Source organism: Pseudomonas fortuita (genome assembly GCF_026898135.2).
In the GTDB taxonomy this organism is placed as follows: domain Bacteria; phylum Pseudomonadota; class Gammaproteobacteria; order Pseudomonadales; family Pseudomonadaceae; genus Aquipseudomonas; species Aquipseudomonas fortuita.
Genome location: NZ_CP114035.2, coordinates 2,052,890 through 2,068,680, shown reverse-complemented (window position 1 = coordinate 2,068,680; position 15,791 = coordinate 2,052,890). Strand labels below are relative to the sequence as shown.

At 65.1% G+C, this 15,791-nt stretch carries 15 protein-coding genes; 1 reads left to right on the top strand and 14 read right to left on the bottom strand.

The window, feature by feature from the left end; genetic code table 11:
• The 4 genes from OZ911_RS09535 to OZ911_RS09520 form a co-directional block, all read right to left on the bottom strand.
• A complete protein-coding gene (locus OZ911_RS09535) occupies positions 1-1,077 on the bottom strand; it encodes a WD40/YVTN/BNR-like repeat-containing protein (RefSeq protein ID WP_016485861.1) in 1,077 nt (358 codons plus the stop codon).
• Positions 1,078-1,141: 64 nt separating this feature from the next.
• Positions 1,142-2,500 (bottom strand): DUF1329 domain-containing protein, encoded by a 1,359-nt coding sequence (locus OZ911_RS09530; RefSeq protein ID WP_070086481.1) that lies wholly within the window; start codon positions 2,498-2,500, stop codon positions 1,142-1,144.
• Positions 2,501-2,533: 33 nt separating this feature from the next.
• A complete protein-coding gene (locus OZ911_RS09525) occupies positions 2,534-4,399 on the bottom strand; it encodes a DUF1302 domain-containing protein (protein ID WP_016485859.1) in 1,866 nt (621 codons plus the stop codon).
• Positions 4,400-4,481: 82 nt separating this feature from the next.
• Complete coding sequence (locus OZ911_RS09520; protein WP_016485858.1) at positions 4,482-5,048, bottom strand: RBBP9/YdeN family alpha/beta hydrolase; 567 nt, start codon at positions 5,046-5,048, stop codon at positions 4,482-4,484.
• A 244-nt stretch (positions 5,049-5,292) separates the two neighbouring features.
• Between OZ911_RS09520 and OZ911_RS09515 the strand changes: the two genes are divergently transcribed.
• Positions 5,293-6,348, top strand: coding sequence for an AraC family transcriptional regulator (locus tag OZ911_RS09515; RefSeq protein WP_016485857.1), 1,056 nt, complete (start codon positions 5,293-5,295; stop codon positions 6,346-6,348).
• Between the two features lie 18 nt (positions 6,349-6,366).
• On the opposite strand, the gene OZ911_RS09510 is transcribed toward OZ911_RS09515, so the two are convergent.
• The 10 genes from OZ911_RS09510 to OZ911_RS09465 form a co-directional block, all read right to left on the bottom strand.
• A complete protein-coding gene (locus OZ911_RS09510; RefSeq protein ID WP_016485856.1) occupies positions 6,367-7,377 on the bottom strand; it encodes a YeiH family protein in 1,011 nt (336 codons plus the stop codon).
• The gene (locus tag OZ911_RS09505; RefSeq protein WP_016485855.1) at positions 7,374-8,036 is read right to left on the bottom strand and encodes a DsbA family oxidoreductase; all 663 of its coding nucleotides are present in this window, start codon (positions 8,034-8,036) and stop codon (positions 7,374-7,376) included. Before OZ911_RS09505 ends, OZ911_RS09510 begins: the two co-directional genes overlap by 4 nt.
• Entirely contained in the window at positions 8,033-9,367 is a 1,335-nt protein-coding gene (locus tag OZ911_RS09500; RefSeq protein WP_023049160.1) for an MFS transporter, read from the bottom strand. The genes OZ911_RS09505 and OZ911_RS09500 overlap by 4 nt, the downstream gene beginning before the upstream one ends.
• 97 nt (positions 9,368-9,464) lie before the next feature.
• The gene (locus tag OZ911_RS09495; RefSeq protein WP_023049159.1) at positions 9,465-10,313 is read right to left on the bottom strand and encodes a TauD/TfdA dioxygenase family protein; all 849 of its coding nucleotides are present in this window, start codon (positions 10,311-10,313) and stop codon (positions 9,465-9,467) included.
• A gap of 13 nt (positions 10,314-10,326) precedes the next feature.
• Positions 10,327-11,307 carry a quinone oxidoreductase family protein gene (locus OZ911_RS09490; protein WP_070086482.1) on the bottom strand — a complete coding sequence of 327 codons (981 nt, stop codon included), beginning with the start codon at positions 11,305-11,307 and terminating at the stop codon, positions 10,327-10,329.
• A 157-nt stretch (positions 11,308-11,464) separates the two neighbouring features.
• Complete coding sequence (locus OZ911_RS09485; RefSeq protein ID WP_016485851.1) at positions 11,465-12,223, bottom strand: SDR family NAD(P)-dependent oxidoreductase; 759 nt, start codon at positions 12,221-12,223, stop codon at positions 11,465-11,467.
• Complete coding sequence (locus tag OZ911_RS09480; RefSeq protein WP_268968639.1) at positions 12,220-13,398, bottom strand: acyl-CoA dehydrogenase family protein; 1,179 nt, start codon at positions 13,396-13,398, stop codon at positions 12,220-12,222. Before OZ911_RS09480 ends, OZ911_RS09485 begins: the two co-directional genes overlap by 4 nt.
• A gap of 29 nt (positions 13,399-13,427) precedes the next feature.
• Positions 13,428-14,147, bottom strand: coding sequence for a histidine phosphatase family protein (locus OZ911_RS09475; RefSeq protein WP_016485849.1), 720 nt, complete (start codon positions 14,145-14,147; stop codon positions 13,428-13,430).
• Positions 14,140-14,502 (bottom strand): DUF6285 domain-containing protein, encoded by a 363-nt coding sequence (locus tag OZ911_RS09470; protein WP_016485848.1) that lies wholly within the window; start codon positions 14,500-14,502, stop codon positions 14,140-14,142. The genes OZ911_RS09475 and OZ911_RS09470 overlap by 8 nt, the downstream gene beginning before the upstream one ends.
• Positions 14,499-15,548, bottom strand: coding sequence for a phosphotransferase family protein (locus OZ911_RS09465; RefSeq protein WP_060519016.1), 1,050 nt, complete (start codon positions 15,546-15,548; stop codon positions 14,499-14,501). The genes OZ911_RS09470 and OZ911_RS09465 overlap by 4 nt, the downstream gene beginning before the upstream one ends.
• Between the last annotated feature and the right edge of the window lie 243 nt (positions 15,549-15,791).

The window sequence follows — 15,791 nt, the reverse complement described above, 5'->3', positions numbered from 1 at the left end:
TTAGCGGGCTGGCAGCACGCGCACGCCGCGCTCACCTACCAGCACGGTGCCGTTGCCGCGGGTCTGCAGGGCAGCCGCCACAGGTGCCAGCGGCACCTGCGGTTGCAGGGCGAAGCTCTGACCGCCGTCGTGGCTGCGCAGCACATGCCCGGCCTGGCTGAACAGCCAGTAGTCACCCTGGCTGTCGAGGCTGGCGGCAGTGATGCTCTGGCCCAGCCCGGTGTCCACCTTGGTCCAGCTCTGGCCGCCGTCGAGGCTGCGCGCCACGTGGCCACGCAGGCCGTAGGCAAGCACTTCGCCGGGCTTGCCGAGAATGCCGAACCAGGTGCCCTGGTAAGGGCCAGGCAGGGCGACGAAGCGCTGCTGCCGGGCATTCCACTTAAGCAGCAGGCCCTGTTCGCCGGCCACGTAAAGGTCATCGCCGACCGCCCGGATGGCATTGAGGTGCAGGCCTTGCGGGTTGTCGGTGCGGTCCTGCATCGGCACCCAGCTTTCGCCACCGTCGTCGGTGCGCAGGATCAGGTTGAACACGCCCACCACATAGCCGTGCCGGGTGTCGGTGAACCACACACCCAGAAACGGCTTGTCGGCACCCTCCTGCTCCAGGCGCTGGCCTTCGGCGGCGAACTGCGGCCATTGCGCATCGTCGGGGTGGGCCTGTGCCAAGGCCTGGTAATGGGCCGTGACCAGTGCACCGATCTTCCGGCCATCGAGCTGCACGGCCCAGTTCACACCGCCATCACGACTGTGCAGCACCACGCCATCGTTGCCTGCCGCCCACCCTTCCTGGGGGGTTGGGAACGCCAGGGCATTGAGGTCGGCGCTGACTGGCACGCTGGCCTGGCGCCAGTCCTGGCCCTGATTGTCGGAATACACGATGTGCCCACGGGGCCCCACCGCGACCAGCCGCTCGCCGGCCCGCACCACATCGCGCAGGGCGCTGTGCACCGCTAGCGCGCTAGGCTCGGCCGGCAGGTCCAGCACATCGACATAGGCCGCCTGGGCCACACCGCAGCTGCCGCCCAGGGCGAGCGTGATTGCCAACGCCCACGGCGCATACTTGTTCAAAGAAGCCATGCCACATCCTCTGCAAAACCTGACGGCGGCCACTTGCGGGCCGCCGCCAGACGGGTCATCGGGGTCAGCGAATGCCGGCGCCGGCCAGGGCTTCCGGTGACCACTGCGCCTTGGACAGAGGGGCGATGTACTCGATACCGCCGTGCGGGCCGATCAGGCCGTTGACGTTGTAGGTGCCACCGACCAGGTCGTAGACCACGTGCGGGTTGTTGTTGGGAATCTGCACGTCGTAGCTCTGGGTGAAGAAGCTGAACGAGCCGCGATACAGCTGGCCACGGGCGTCGTACTGGTCAGAAGCCAGTGCAAACCAGCTGTCCTCGTCAAGGTAGAAGCGGCGCTTGGCATAGATGTGGCGGGCATTGCCCTTGAGGGTGCCTTCCACTACCCAGACACGGTGCTTTTCCCAGCGCACCTGGTCGGGCGAGAGGTGGTTCGGCGTGGTCAGGGCCTTCGGGTCGTGGATGTAGGTGAGCTTGTAGGTGTTGTACGGCACGTACATTTCTTTCTTGCCGAGCAGTTGCCAGTCGTATCGGTCCAGCGCACCGTTGAACACGTACACGTCGTCGAAGGTACCGGAGCCTGCGGTGCCTGGGTTGGGTGTGTCGTAGGCCAGGTTCGGCGCCAGCTTCACCCGGCGCTGCCCTGGCAGGTACTGCCAGGCGCGGCGCTCTTGTACCAGCGGGTTGGCGGCGTCCTTGAGCATCATCGACTCACCGGCGCGGCGCGCCGGGCCTTCGAAGTACAGCTTGGTCTGGAAGTAGATGTCCTTGGGTTCGATGACTTTGTTCATGTCTTCGTAGATCGGGTAGGCGTTGTACGCCAGGCCCGTGGTGGCCAGGGCCGCGACACCGGCGGAGTCGACGTTCCAGGAGTCATACTTGGCCTTCTGGGCCACACCCTGGTAGCGCAGCAGGTGGTTCCACATGGCCTCGGCGCCCGACTGCGGGATCGGGAACGGCACGCCGGGCAGCACATTTTCGATGGCCATGCCGTCCTGCAGGGACTTGGCATTGGCGGCATTTTTCAGGGTGTTGTCGAGCAGCACCTTGGGCAACGCCGCGGTGCGGTGGCTCGGGTACACATCGATGTGGAAGCTCGGGAAGCGCTTGGCCAGCTCCACGGTGGTAGCGGTCAGCGAATCCTTGTACTGGTCGACGTTCTTGCCGTCGATCACCAGCAGCGGTTTCTCCGAGGCGAAGGGGTCCGGGCGCAGGGTATCGCCCTGCTTGAAGCTGGCAGGCGGGGTGTTCAGGCCACCCTGGTAGGCCGGGATCGCGCCGTCGGCACTGGCGGCCTTGTCGGCGCCGACCATGGTCAGGTCCTTGCCCAGCCGGGCGACGTCCTGGGCCGGGGCGGCCGCATGGGCACTACCGGCAATAACGACCGCAAGCGAGGCCGACAGCAGGCTATTGAGATACTTCATCGCGTTTCTCCGCTTGTTGTTGTACTAGGAGCTTCAGAAGGTGGTCTTGAACGAGGCCGTGACCATGCCGCGATCTTTCAGCAGCGGTGCAAGCCCAGCCTGCGAAGTGATCTGACCGGGGATGCACTGGTAGCGCCCGTTGGTGCCCGGGGTGTTGTTGTCGGTGCCGGTTTCGCAGGTATCGAACTTGCCGAAGGAGTCGACGTACTTCAGGTCGAACTTGTACTTCTGGTAGACGTCGGCGGCGATCCCGATCGAGTAGCTGCCGGCGTCTTCGTTACCGCCCAGCTGCACGGCCGAGTTGCCCTTGAGGCCAACGTTGTAGGACAGCGGCAGTGTGATATCGACCCCTGGCAGCGCCTGGAACCAGGTCGGGGTGAAGTTGACTGCCAGGGTGTAGGCGTTGGTGGTGACCTTGTCGACGCCTTCGTAGCTGGCGTCGCCCTTGAAGGTTTGCTCGCCCTTGTCGACGCTGACCAGATGGGTCATGGCGCCTTCCACGGCCAGCGACGAAGCGTTCCACAACGGCGTGGCGCCGAACGACACCAAGCCGTTGAGTACCACATGCAAGGTCTTGCCGCGGGCCAGCCCGGTTTCACCGTGGCCTGGCACTTCGCCGATCAGGTTGGTGCCGCCGGCGGTGCCGGCCAGGGCACCGTACAGCGGCCCGTTGATCGTGGTGAAGTTGCTGATCAGCGGCATGTTTTCGCGGTAGTTGACGTCCAGCCCCACGCTCACCGGACCGACGCTCTTGGCCAGGCTGATGCCGTAGATATCGATATCGTCGGCATAGGCCGTCATGTAGCTAGTGCCTTCCAGGCTGCCCGTGTGCAGGTTGGGGGCATTGATCAGCACCGCGGGGGTCGGGTCGGAGGTGTTGCGGTAGTAGAAGCCCAGGGTGCCGTCGAGCCATTCCGGGCTCCACTTGGCCATTACACCGAAGTCGCCGCTGTTGTGCGGGCGGATGTCATGCCCGCGGGGTGCGCCATAGAAGGCACCGGCACCGCCGACTGCGTTGGGCACCGGCAGCCAGAAAATGTCGGCACCGTCGCCAAGCATGTCGTAGGCGCCCATGTAGGTGCCCCCTTCAGGCAGGCGCGAGTTTTCGAATTCGAGAAAGTACTGGGCCGCCAGGGTCAGTTCCGGGTTGATCGTGTAGCTCAGCGACAGCTGCTTGCGCGGCAGGAACAGTTCCTTGGTTTCGGTGCCGGGCACGTTGTACAGCTTGGCCAGGTCCAGTGCCGACTGGCCATAGTTGATGCCGTTGGCGGCGTTGAACAAGGTCTCGCCCCAGTACAGCGAGTGCCAGCCGAGCTTGCCGCTCACCATTGACTCGTCACCGATTTCGGTGCTGTAGAACACAAAGGCATCGAGGAATTCGCCAGACGGGCCGTTGTAGTACCGGTCGCTGTAATTGCTCAGGCCATGGCGCCTGGACGGGCCGCCCTGCAGCACAGTGCCAGCCGGCAGGCCACCGGCCGGGCGCGCCAGCACCAGGTTGCCGGCATTGCCCGCCTGGCCGGGAAACGGGTTGGAATTGGAGCCCACGTCGTCATAAGCGTGGTCGTACCAGCTCGCAGCACTGACACGCATGCCCATGTTGCCCTGGTACACCACGTCCAGTTCGGTCAGCAGGTCGACCCGCTGGGTCACCGCGCTGCCGACGCTGAAGTTCTTGTCACCGTCGTTGAGGTTGGCGGTGCGGGCGACCTTGGCGTTCTGGCCCTCGACGCGCTGGCCGTAGCTGAGCTTGGCGGTGTTGTCGAAGCGCACGTTCCAGTCAGGGTCGGCGAGGTCAAGCTGAAATGCCTGGGCAGCCGGCGCGCCGGCGACCAGCACCAGCGTGGCCAACAGATTGCGGCGGTGAAGGCAGAAGAGAACGTTCTTATTGTTGTTCATGCGGTATCTCTGCTTGGGATGTGCAAGGTGCCAGCAACGATCGGGCGCCGGCCTGACCCTGAGTGCGCGTGCCCCGGGCGGTTTAGCGATCGAGTTGCTGGATCAAGGCCTCGGCGTGTGGCCATGGGCCGAAGCCCGAGGCTGGGTTGAGGTGGCCAACGGCGCCGAGATCGACCAGCTCGCTGCCCCACTCGTCGGCCATGCGGGCGACGGCTTCGAAGCTCGCCAGGTGGTCGTTGCTGCTGGCCGCGACCAGGCTGGGGAATGGCAGCCGGCCGCTTGGCAGGGGTGCCCAGCCGTTGGCGCGCAGGCTGTCGGGGGTGGGATAATTGGCCGGCCAATCGGTATCCAGGTCCGGTGGGGCGGCCAGCAAGGCGCCCTTGATCGGGCGTTGGTAGCGGGCGGCCCAGTGCGCCACCATCAGCACACCGGCGCTGTGCGCGACCAGGATCACCGGGCCGTCAATGCTGGCCAGTTCGCGCTCGATCGCTTCGACGCGGGCGCTGCAACTGAGCTTGTCGGTTTCCAGCGGTGGTACCGAGCGCACCTTGCCCAGGCGCGCTTGCAGCAGGGTTTGCCAATGTTCGGGTACATGGTCGCGCAAGCCAGGCACGATCAGCACGGTTGCGGCGGTTTGCAGTTTTTCCACGTCAGGGCCCTTGCTCTGGTCAACTCGGTCGATTGCCGACTGCTTGAAGCCAGAGTAAAGAGTCGCCCTGCCAGCCGCTTTACATTGCGCGTCACGAACTTTTCAGTTGATGACACGGCTGCCGTGCCGCCCGGCCCCGGGCTCCGCTGCTCGGAAATGGCTTTGCATCTGACGACACAACCGCTATAAAAGACCACCCGCCAGCGCAGCGGAAGCTCATCAAGATCACGTGGAAAACAATAAAATGACCGTGCTCGCCCGTGCTGCAACCCTCACCAATTACCTGGAAGTTTCACGCCATCTGGGCCTCAACGGCCATGGCCTGCTGGCTCAGGCCGGCCTCAGTGCATCGCTGCTGGAAACCCCCGATCAACGCATCCCGGTGGCCGCTGCCATCAACGTGCTGGAGGAGTCGGCGCGGCTGAGCGGCTGCGAAGCCTTCGGCCTGCGCATGGCCGAACTCCGCCAATTGTCGGACTTTGGCCAGGTCAGCCTGCTGATCAGCCATCAGCACTCGCTGCGCGACGCCCTGCAGGTGATCGTGCAGTACCGCCACCTGCTCAACAACGCACTGGCCATCCACATCGAGGAAATCGGCAAGACGGTGATCATCCGCCAGGAGGTCATCACTGACCAGCCGATGCACAGCCGCCAGGCTATCGAGCTGGCCATCGGCGTGATGCACCGCTTCTGCTCGGCGCTACTGGGCTCGCACTGGCACCCGATCAGCGCCAACTTCACCCACGCCGCCCCCGCTGACCTGGCCATCCACCGGCGCATCTTCGGCTGCAAACTGGAGTTCAACACCGACTTCAATGGCATCGTCTGCTCGGCATCCGACCTGGACACCGCCAACCCCCAGGCCAACGAAGGCATGGCGCGGCTGGCGCAACGTTATGTGGGGTTGCTGCAGGACGAAAACCTGCCATCACTGACGCTGGAAGTGCGCAAGGCGATCTTCCTGCTGATGCCCATGGGCCGCGCCACCATCGAGCACATCGCCCAGACCCAGGGCATGAACGTGCGCACCTTGCAGCGGCGCCTGGAAGAAGAAGGCGCGACCTTCAGCGAGCTGGTCAACGGCGTACGCCGCGACCTGGTGGTGCGCTACCTGGAAAGCCCTGGCTATTCGCTGGGGCGCATCGCCGACATGCTCGGTTATTCCATGCACAGCTCGTTCACCCGCTGGTTCATCAACCAGTTCGGCCAGCCGCCAGCCACCTGGCGTGCGCAGCATGAGCCGCACACACAAACCAGACGCAACCGCAGCGCCGCCCAGGCGACCACCAGCGCACGCTGACGGCCCTGGGCCTCTGGGCTACAGGCCGACGTGCATCAGGCCCAGCACCAGCAGCACCAGGAACACCGTCTCGCCCACCATCAGCAAAATCGGCTTGATGCCTACGGCGGCCAGCTCCTTGAGCTGGGTTTTCATGCCCAGGGCTGCGATCGATACCACCAGGCACCCACGCGACAGTTCGTTGATACTGCCCTGCACCGCCAGCGGCACCCAGCCGGTGCTGTTGACGCAGGCAAGGATCATGAAGCCGACCGCGAACCATGGCAGCAACGGCGGGCGCTTGCCGGTACTGTCGATACCCTGGCGACGCGCGATCATGGCCGCGACGACGATCACCGGCACCAGCATGGCCACGCGCATCAGCTTGACCACCGTGGCGGTATCACCGGTTTCGGTGGACATGCTGTAGCCGGCCCCCACCACCTGCGCCACATCATGGATGGTGGCGCCGAGGAACACGCCGGCGGCTTGCGGCGACAGGCCCAGGGCATTGGCGATCATCGGGTAGAGGATCATCGCCAGGGTCGACAGCGCCGACACGCCGATCACCGTGAACAGCGTCGCCCGTTCCTTCTGCGGGTGGCTGGGCAGCGCAGCAGCCAGCGCCAGCGCCGCCGAAGCACCGCAGATCGCCGTGGCGCCGCCTGTCAGCATGCCGAACAGGCGCTGGAAGCCCATGGCCTTGGCCGCCACCATCGACACGCCGATGGTCACCACCACCAGGATCACCACCAGCGCCACCGCCTTCCAGCCAAGGCCAGCCATCTGCTCCAGGGTGATGCGCATCCCCAGCAGCGCGACGCCCAGGCGCAGCACGCTGCGCGCGGTAAACTCGATGCCGGCCTTGCACTTGCCGTCCGCGCTCAGAAAGTTCAGCGCCAGCCCCAGCAACAGGGCGAACAGCATCACCGGCGCGCCGTAGTGTTCGGCCAGGAAACTCGCCGCACCCGCGGCGATCAGGCTGACGATCAGGCCCGGGGCCAGGTCGCGCACCCGGTTGTTGACCCAGGCAAACGCCAGCGTGCTCATGCCTCCCTCTCCGCCAGGCCCGACACCGCCAGATGCATGGCCTCCAGCAAGGCCTCGGCCGGCTGCGCACCAACCACTTGCAGCCGGTCATCGAAAACGAAGCACGGCACGCCACGGCCGGCGATGTCGGCGCCGGCACTGACGAACGGCAGGCCATCGCCACGCACGCTGCCGGCCAGGGCCTCGGGGGCAAAGCCGCACTGCTCGGCGATGCACAACAGCGTAGCGCGGTCGCCCAGGTCTTCACCCTGCTTGAAATACGCAGCCAGTAACCGCTCCAGCAGTGCCTCTACCTGTGCTTCATTGCCCAGCTCACTGGCGTGAAGCAACAAGCGATGGGCGTCGGCGGTATTGGGCATGCGCTCGATGCGGCTGAATTCGATCTGCTCGCCGACGGCGCTGGCCGCTTCGCGCACCTGGGCCTGACGTTGCCGCACGGCCTGATCGCTGCCCAGGCGTCGCCGGTAAAACTCGGCGAACGGCTGGCCGTCAAATGGCAGCTCAGGCAACAGTTGCACGCCCTGCCAGGCCAGGTTGACCTCGACCTCTGGCTGCGCTGCCTTGAACTGCACCAGGGCGGCTTGCAATTGCCGGCGGCCTATCAAGCACCACGGGCAGATAAAATCGAAGTACACATCAATCGACAACAAACGCTTCACGAACGGGCCTCCAGTTCTGGCTGGACAGGTGCCTGGGCGGTTTCACCGAGCTGCAGGCGCGCCATGTCCAGGTGATAGTGACGCTTGGCATAAATGAACACCGCTGCTGCGCCGATGCTGATCAACGGCACCAGCTGGAATGCCGACTGCAAGCCGATCAGGTCAGACACCTTGCCGGTGATCAGCGGGCCGGTGGCCAACCCGAGCAGGTTGTTGCACAAGGTCAGCGTGGCAAACGCGGTGCCGTGCACCGTGTAGTGGGTGAGGTTGGCGACCATGGCGCTGGACGGGCCATTGGTGCCGGCGGCGATCATCATGCCCAGGCAAATCAGCACCAGTTGCGGCATGCCCGGCGGCAAGGCAAAGGCCACTGACAGCAGCACACAACTGCCCAGGCAGTAGGCGATGGCCAGGCTGATTTTGTAGTCCGGGCGCTTGCGCCCCATGCGGTCGCAAAGCATGCCGCACAGCACGATGCCCACCCCGCTGCACAGCACGATAATCGCAGCCACGGCGCCGGCGCGGTCAGTGTTCATGGCGTAGTAGCGGTTCAGGTAGCTGGGGAACCACACGATCACCGTGCCACCGACGAACAACTGCAAACCGCTGCCGACATAGGCGCTGATGACCGAGCGGCTTGAATACAGGGTACGCAGTGGCCGCATTGCCTTGAGCGCAGCCTTGTCGGGCGTTGCCGTCAGGCCTTTGGGGGCAATGCGCGCCTCGCGCACGATGAGCGGATACAGCAGCGCCAGCGCAAGGCCAAAGAAGGCCATGCCGGCGAATGCCCAGCGCCACCCCAGGTGCTGGGCCATCACACCGCCCAGGCCCATGCCCAGTACCGAACCGAACATGCCACCGGCCATGAACGAGCCGGCCAGGGTGGCGCGCATCTCACGCGGGAACACCGCCACCACCACGGCAATACCGACGCTGCCGTAGGCCGCCTCGCCGACACCAACCAGAAAGCGTGCGATGAACATCTGCTGGTAGTTTTCCGCCAGGGCGCAACCCAAGGTCGCCAGGCTCCACATCACGGCCATGAACGTCAGGCTCTTGATCCGGCCAATGCGGTCGGCCAGCAACGACAGGGGGAAGGTCAGCAAACCGACCATCAGCGCGACGATGCCGCTGAGCAGCCCCAGCTGGCTGTCGCTGAGCTGCCATTCCTGCTTGAGCAGCGGGAATACGGCGTTGAGCACTTGCCGCGACATGTAGTCGGAAATCAGCAGGCCGAAGGTCAGGGCGAAAACGATCCAGGCGTAGCGCCGTGGAATGCCGAGCGAAGTATCAGTGCCTGGTTCTGCCGCACTGGCGTGATAGGTGGCCATGCTGCCTCCTCGGATATCTGAGTTTTATTGTTGTTATTGCTTACAGGCTATCGCGTAGCGATTGGGGCCGCATTGCGGCCCCAACGTGTCTGGCGGGTCAGAAAGTCGCATCCCCCATGATCCCGGCGCGCTCCATCTTGCGGTGGCAGGCGGGGTAATCCATGACGGCGTAATGCTGGGTACTGCGGTTGTCCCAGATGGCAATGCTGTTGGGCTTCCAGCGCCAGCGCACCTGGTACTCGGGGATGTAGGCCTGGCTGATCAGGTAGCGCAGCAATTCGCCCGCGCCGGGGTTGGCGTCCTGGCCGAAACGCACGCGCTCGGGGGTGTGGTAGTTGCTGAAATGGGTGGCGAAGGCGTTGACGAACAGCACCTTCTCGCCGGTTTCCGGGTGGGTACGCACCACCGGATGCTCGGCATCGGGAAAGAGGGCCTTGAGGGCAAGGCGCTTTTCGATCGGCATGGCGGCGCCGAAGCTGGCCTCGATGCTGTGCCGGGCACGCAGGCCCTCGATGCGCGACTTGATCTCGGTAGGCAGGTTGTCGTAGGCCAGCACCATGTTGGTCCACAGGGTGTCGCCGCCCACCGCAGGGCTTTCCACGCAGCGCAGCACGCACCCCATCGGCGGTGCTTCACGCCAGGTGGCGTCGGTGTGCCAGGCATTTTCATAGCGGTCTACCGGCGTTTCCGGCGATTTGTAGATCCGCACCAGGCCGGGGTGGTCCGGGTCGCTGCCGACCACGGGGTGGTCCTCCAGCTCGCCAAAGCGGCGGGCGAACGCCACGTGGTCGGCGCGGCTGATGTCCTGGTCGCGCAGGAACAGCACCCGGTGCTTGAGCAACTGGGCACGGACCTCTGCAAACAGGCCGTCATCATGAATCGCATCGGCCAGCCTGACGCCAAGCAGTTCAGCACCGATGGCGCAGGTCAATTGTTCGACTTGCATGGCAGTGCCCTCCTCAGATGACGAAGATCGACGAACCGGTGGTCTTGCGCGACTCCAGATCACGGTGCGCCTGAACTGCGTCCTGCAAGGCGTAGTGCTGGTTGATCTCGATCTTGATGCGGCCACTGGCCACATGGCCGAACAGCTCGCCTGCTAGGGCGGCTTTCTCAGCCGGGTCGGCGATATAGTCGGCCAGTGCCGGGCGGGTCAGGAACAACGAGCCCTTCATCGCCAGGATCTGCGGGTCGAACGGTTCGATGGTGCCAGAAGCGGTGCCCACGCAGACCATCAGGCCACGGCGCTTGAGCGAGTCCAGCGAGCCCATGAAGGTAGTGCGCCCGACGCTGTCGAACACCACGTTGACGCCAACCCCATCGGTCAGCTCGCGCACGCGCTTGGCCACGTCTTCGTGGCTGTAGTTGATGGTGTGGTCGCAACCATGGGCACGCGCCAAATCGGCCTTGGCGTCGGTGGACACGGTACCGATCACGGTCAGCCCCAGCAGCTTGGCCCACTGCGAGACGATCAAGCCGACACCACCCGCAGCGGCGTGCAGCAGGATGCTGTCACCCGGTTTGAAGTCGTACAGGCGACGCATCAGGTACGAGGCCGTGAGGCCGCGCATGGTCATGGCCGCGGCCGTTTCGAACGCGATGGTTTCCGGCAGCTTGATCAGCGGCGCGGCAGGGATCAGGCGCTCGGTGCTGTAGGCGCCGAGGGTATTCATGAAGCCGGTGTAGGTCACCCGGTCGCCGACCGCTACGTCGCTGACACCCTCGCCCACCGCCTGGACCACGCCGGACGCTTCCACGCCCATGCCGTTGGCCAGCGGGATCGGGTAGGTGCCGTTGCGGAAATAGGTGTCGGCGTAGTTCAAGCCGACCGCCACGTGCCGCAGGCGCACCTGCCCAGGGCCCGGTTCGCCGACTTCGACGTCTTCGTAGCGCAGGACCTCAGGCCCTCCGGTTTCGTAGAAACGTACCGCTTTGGCCATGCCAATCTCCCTTCTTGTAGTTTTTGTTGAACAGCAACATGCGTCTTGAAGGGCAATTTAGGCCGTTGCGCAATACGCCGCTTATCATCGGACGACAACGGTTTTTCAGTTCATGACAGCGCCCCCGGTTTCAGTGCCGGGGCGCGGCTGGAATGGCTCAGAACGCCGAAATACCGCCATCCACGGCGATCGCCTGGCCGGTCATGTAGCTGTTTTCACGGGCGCACAGCATCAGCATGGCCGCCACGATTTCGTCGGGGGTACCCAGGCGCTTCATCGGCGAGCCCTGGGCGAGAAACGCCTGTTCCTCGCCCACATCGCTCCCGGTAACCATGGGCGTGGCGCTGTAGAACGGGCACAGCGCATTGACGCGGATGCCTCGGCGGGCGTATTCGACCGCTGCGGTTCGGGTCAGCCCGACCACCGCATGCTTGGCCGCCGCATAGGCGGCCAGCTTGGGCGCACCGCCGAGCCCGGCCATGGAGGCGATGTTGAGGATCACCCCGCCCCCTTGCGGCAACATCTGGCGCAGCTGTTGTTGCATGCAGAAGAAGACGCCCTTGGTGTTGACCGCGTGGCTGCGGTCCAGCTCTTCTTCGGTGGTGTCGACGAAGCGCTTCATCGGCGTAAGTATCCCGGCGTTGTTCACCCCCACATCGAGGCGGCCGAAGGTGGCCATGGCCGCGTCCACCAGCGCCTTGACCTGCACCTCACGGGTCACGTCGCACGGCACCGCCAGCACTGTGGCGCCGGCCTCGCGCAAGGTGCCGGCCACCCGCTCCAGGCCCGTCACGTTGCGGTCGCCGAGCACCAGGTGGGCGCCCAACCCGGCCAGGCGCTCGGCCAACAATGCGCCAAAACCGCTGGCGGCGCCGGTGATCATCACCACCTGGTTGCGATAGCTGTCCAGGTTCATCCGGCCACCCCCGGCGCGGTACGGGCGAGGATCTTCTTCGCCAGGCTCATGCGGTGCACTTCGTTGGGGCCGTCATAGATGCGGAAACTGCGCGCATCGCGGAAAATCCGCTCGACGATCGACTCGCCGGTAACGCCCTGCCCGCCGAGCACCTGCACACAACGGTCGATCACCCGCCAGATGGCCTCGGAGCTGAGCACCTTGGCCATGCTCGACTCGAAGTTGCCGCGCTCGCCCTGGTCCAGTACCCAGGCGCAGTGCCTGATCGACAGGCGCGTGGTGTGCAGGTCCATATCGTTGTCGGCGAGCATGAAGCCTACGCCCTGATGCTCGCCCAGCGGCTTGCCGAACGATACCCGGTGGTTGGCGTAGCGGCAGGCTTCGTCATGGGCACGACGGGCCTGGCCGAGCCAGCGCATGCAATGAGTCAGGCGCGCCGGGGCCAGGCGCACCTGGGCGTAACGGAAACCTTTGCCCACTTCGCCCAGCACATCGCTGGCGGGAATGCGCAGGTTGTCGAAGCGCAGCACCGCGTGGCCGCCGGCGAAACAGCTGTCGAGCGAGTCCATCATGCGCTCGAGGATGAAACCGGGGCGGTCGGTGTCGGAGAGGAACATGGTCGCGCTGCCGTCTTCCATGCGCGCCATGATGATTGCCACTTGCGCGCCTTCGGCACCGGTGATGAACCACTTCTGGCCGTTGATGATGTAGTCGTCGCCGTCGCGTACGGCCTGGGTGGTGAGCATCGAAGGATCGGAGCCGGCGCCCGGGCTTGGCTCGGTCATGGCGAAGCAGGAGCGGATCCGGCCCTGCACCAGCGGCTTGAGCCAGCGGTCTTTTTGCGCAGGCGTTGCCACTTGTTCCATCAGGTGTATGTTGCCTTCGTCGGGGGCATGGATGTTCAGGGCTACCGGCCCAAGCGGCGAATAGCCGGCCTCTTCAAAGATGATCGCCTTCTCGATGTGGCTCAGTCCCAGCCCGCCCATCTCACGCGAGGCATGCGGAGTCAGCAGGCCGTGTTCACGGGCGCGCTCGATCAGCACCTGGCGCAGCTCGGGCGACGGACCGTGGGGTGTCTGGCGCCGGTCGCGCTCCAGGGGGATGACGACGTCAGCGACGAACTGCCGTACTTTGGCTTGCAGGGCAGTCAACTCGGCAGACAGGGCGAAATGCATGGCGGTATTCCTTAGCAGGGTCATCAGGGTCAGGCGAGCAGGCGACGTGGGTCGATGGAGGCGTGCACATGCTCCATGACGGTCTGGTCGATCGTTGCCTTGGCAGGGTCGTAGGCTGAGTAGTTGAGGGTGCGGATGTAGGCACGCAGCGCCTGCGGGCCCGCCATGTCGATGTCGACGATGTTCAGGCAGGCCGGGTCTTGCTCGAAGGCAGCCAAGGCACCAAGGCCGGCGCCGCAGGCCCAGGCCAGAAGAATGCGGTTGACCGCATCGTGGCTGACCAGCAGCAGCGCGTTCCAGTCAGGTGCTTCCAGCAACTGCTGGAAGCTGCCCAGCACGCGTTGCTGGAACGCGGCCCAAGGCTCACCGCGCAAAAAGGCTGCGTCGGGGTGATCGGCGAGCTGGTAGGCCTGGGCCACTTCACGGTGCAGGTATTCACGGGGGATTTCCCGCAAGCGGCCGGCACGGATCTCACGAAACCCGGCGTGCTCTTCCACAGGCTGGACGCGGCCGCCCAGGAGCTGGTCGAGGGTTTGCCGGGTGCGCGGGTAGTCTGAGCACACGGCGCGGTCGAATGGCGTGTGCGCCAGCACCTGCCCCAGCGCCTGGGCCTGGGCTACGCCATTGGCCGACAACGCCACGCTGCGCGGGTCGAGGGGACGGCCGCTGGTGTCGAAGTAGTCGACATGGCCATGGCGGACCAGGTAGCAGCGGCGGCGGCGCACCGGCTGGGCAGGCTGTTCAGTCATGGGCCAATACCTTGGGGTTGGTGATGCTCAGTTGTGCACGGTTGATGGTGCGCAGTGCCGCCAGCAGGTGGGCGCGGGGCTCGCCGGCCTGGTCGAAGGCACCCAAGCGAATACGCTGGGCGAGTTCGCTGCGGGCTTGCTCGAGCGAGGCCTGGCCTTGCACCAACCCGGCCATGGCCTGGCGTTCGATGTCGGCACAGGCCGCACCCTGGGCAGCCTCGCGGCTGGCGATCAGCAAGGCGCTGGCCACCATCCGCGCCTCGTAGTGCAAGTGTGCCGGCAATGCGGGCAACAACTGTCTGAGCAGGGCGTCACGCGCCGTCAGCAGCAAGTCCTGGGCATCGGGCGGGTTCATGCGCGGCCTCCTTGGGTGAGCAACAGCAGTTCCTGTTCGAGCTCGCTGACCATGCGCCCGGTCAGCGCCAGTTCCAGCGAGCGTTGCTGGCCTGAGGCATGGCGTTCGGCCTGCTGCAGGGCGATCACCGCCCAGCGCAGGTGGGCCATGACCTGCCAGAAACGCAGCGTTTCGCTGTCCAGGTCGAGTGGCGAGACGCTGCGGTAGCCGGCGAGCAGGTCGTCCAGGCGGCCGATGCCGCCCGCCGCCAGGTCCGGCCGGGCAAACCGCCAGCAGCGTGCGGTGAACCAGCCCAGGTCTTCGCGGGGGTCGCCCCAACCGGCAAATTCCCAGTCCAGCACGCCGCAGAGCTCACCTTCCTCGACCATGTAGTTGCCTGTGCGGTAGTCGCGGTGGATCAGGCAAGTGGCAAGGGGGGCAGGCTTGTTCAGCTCGCACCAGCGCAGGCCCCATTCGATGATCGGGTGGCTACCCGGCAAGGCATCGAGGAACAGGCGGTACTGGTCGACGCTGGCCTGCACGGCATCGGCCACCGGTGCAGGCAGGAACGCCAGCGCCGCTTGCGGCGGGCGCAGCTGGTGCAAGCGTGCGAGGTTGGCCCCAAGCGCCCGGCACAGCCCCGGGTCGCCCTCGGGGGCGCCTTGGCTGCTGGTCAAGTGGTGGCCGCCAGCGTGGCCGGCCAGGGCCTGCATGATGAAGAAATCGCGCCCGATCACTTGTGGCATCTGGCACAGCCACAGTGGCTCGGGCACCTTCACACCCACTTGGTGAGCGGCGCTGAGCACGGCGAACTCCTGCGCGCGGCTCATGCTGGCGGCCACGGCGGAAGCCGCATCGGTACGCAGTACCCAACGTTGCGGCACACCGGCAACCTCGGCCTTGATCAACCAGTTCTCCTGGATGGCGCCACCCGACAATCGCTCGCTATGGGTAATGCGCACCGGCTGGCCGTGAAGGCGCTCCTGTAAATAGGCAGACAGCACCTCATGGGCGTCTGCGACGTCGATGCGAGCACTGGATTGCTGCGCTAAATGACTGCTTGGCATGGTCGGTCCAACTCACTGTTCACGAGTGCCGTGGCTCTAAGCAAGATGGTTGCCAGCTTCCTATGAATTAAATATTCGCTTAAAAATCAATAAGTTGTATCTAATCTTTCAGCGCACTCAACGCCATTCAAATCAGACTTGAACAGCGCCATTGCACAGCTGAAACCGCCGTTCAATTCTGCACAGCAAGCCACTGCCCTCCCCCAGCAGAATTTCCCCGCGCCGGGCGTGCGCTCGGCTAGG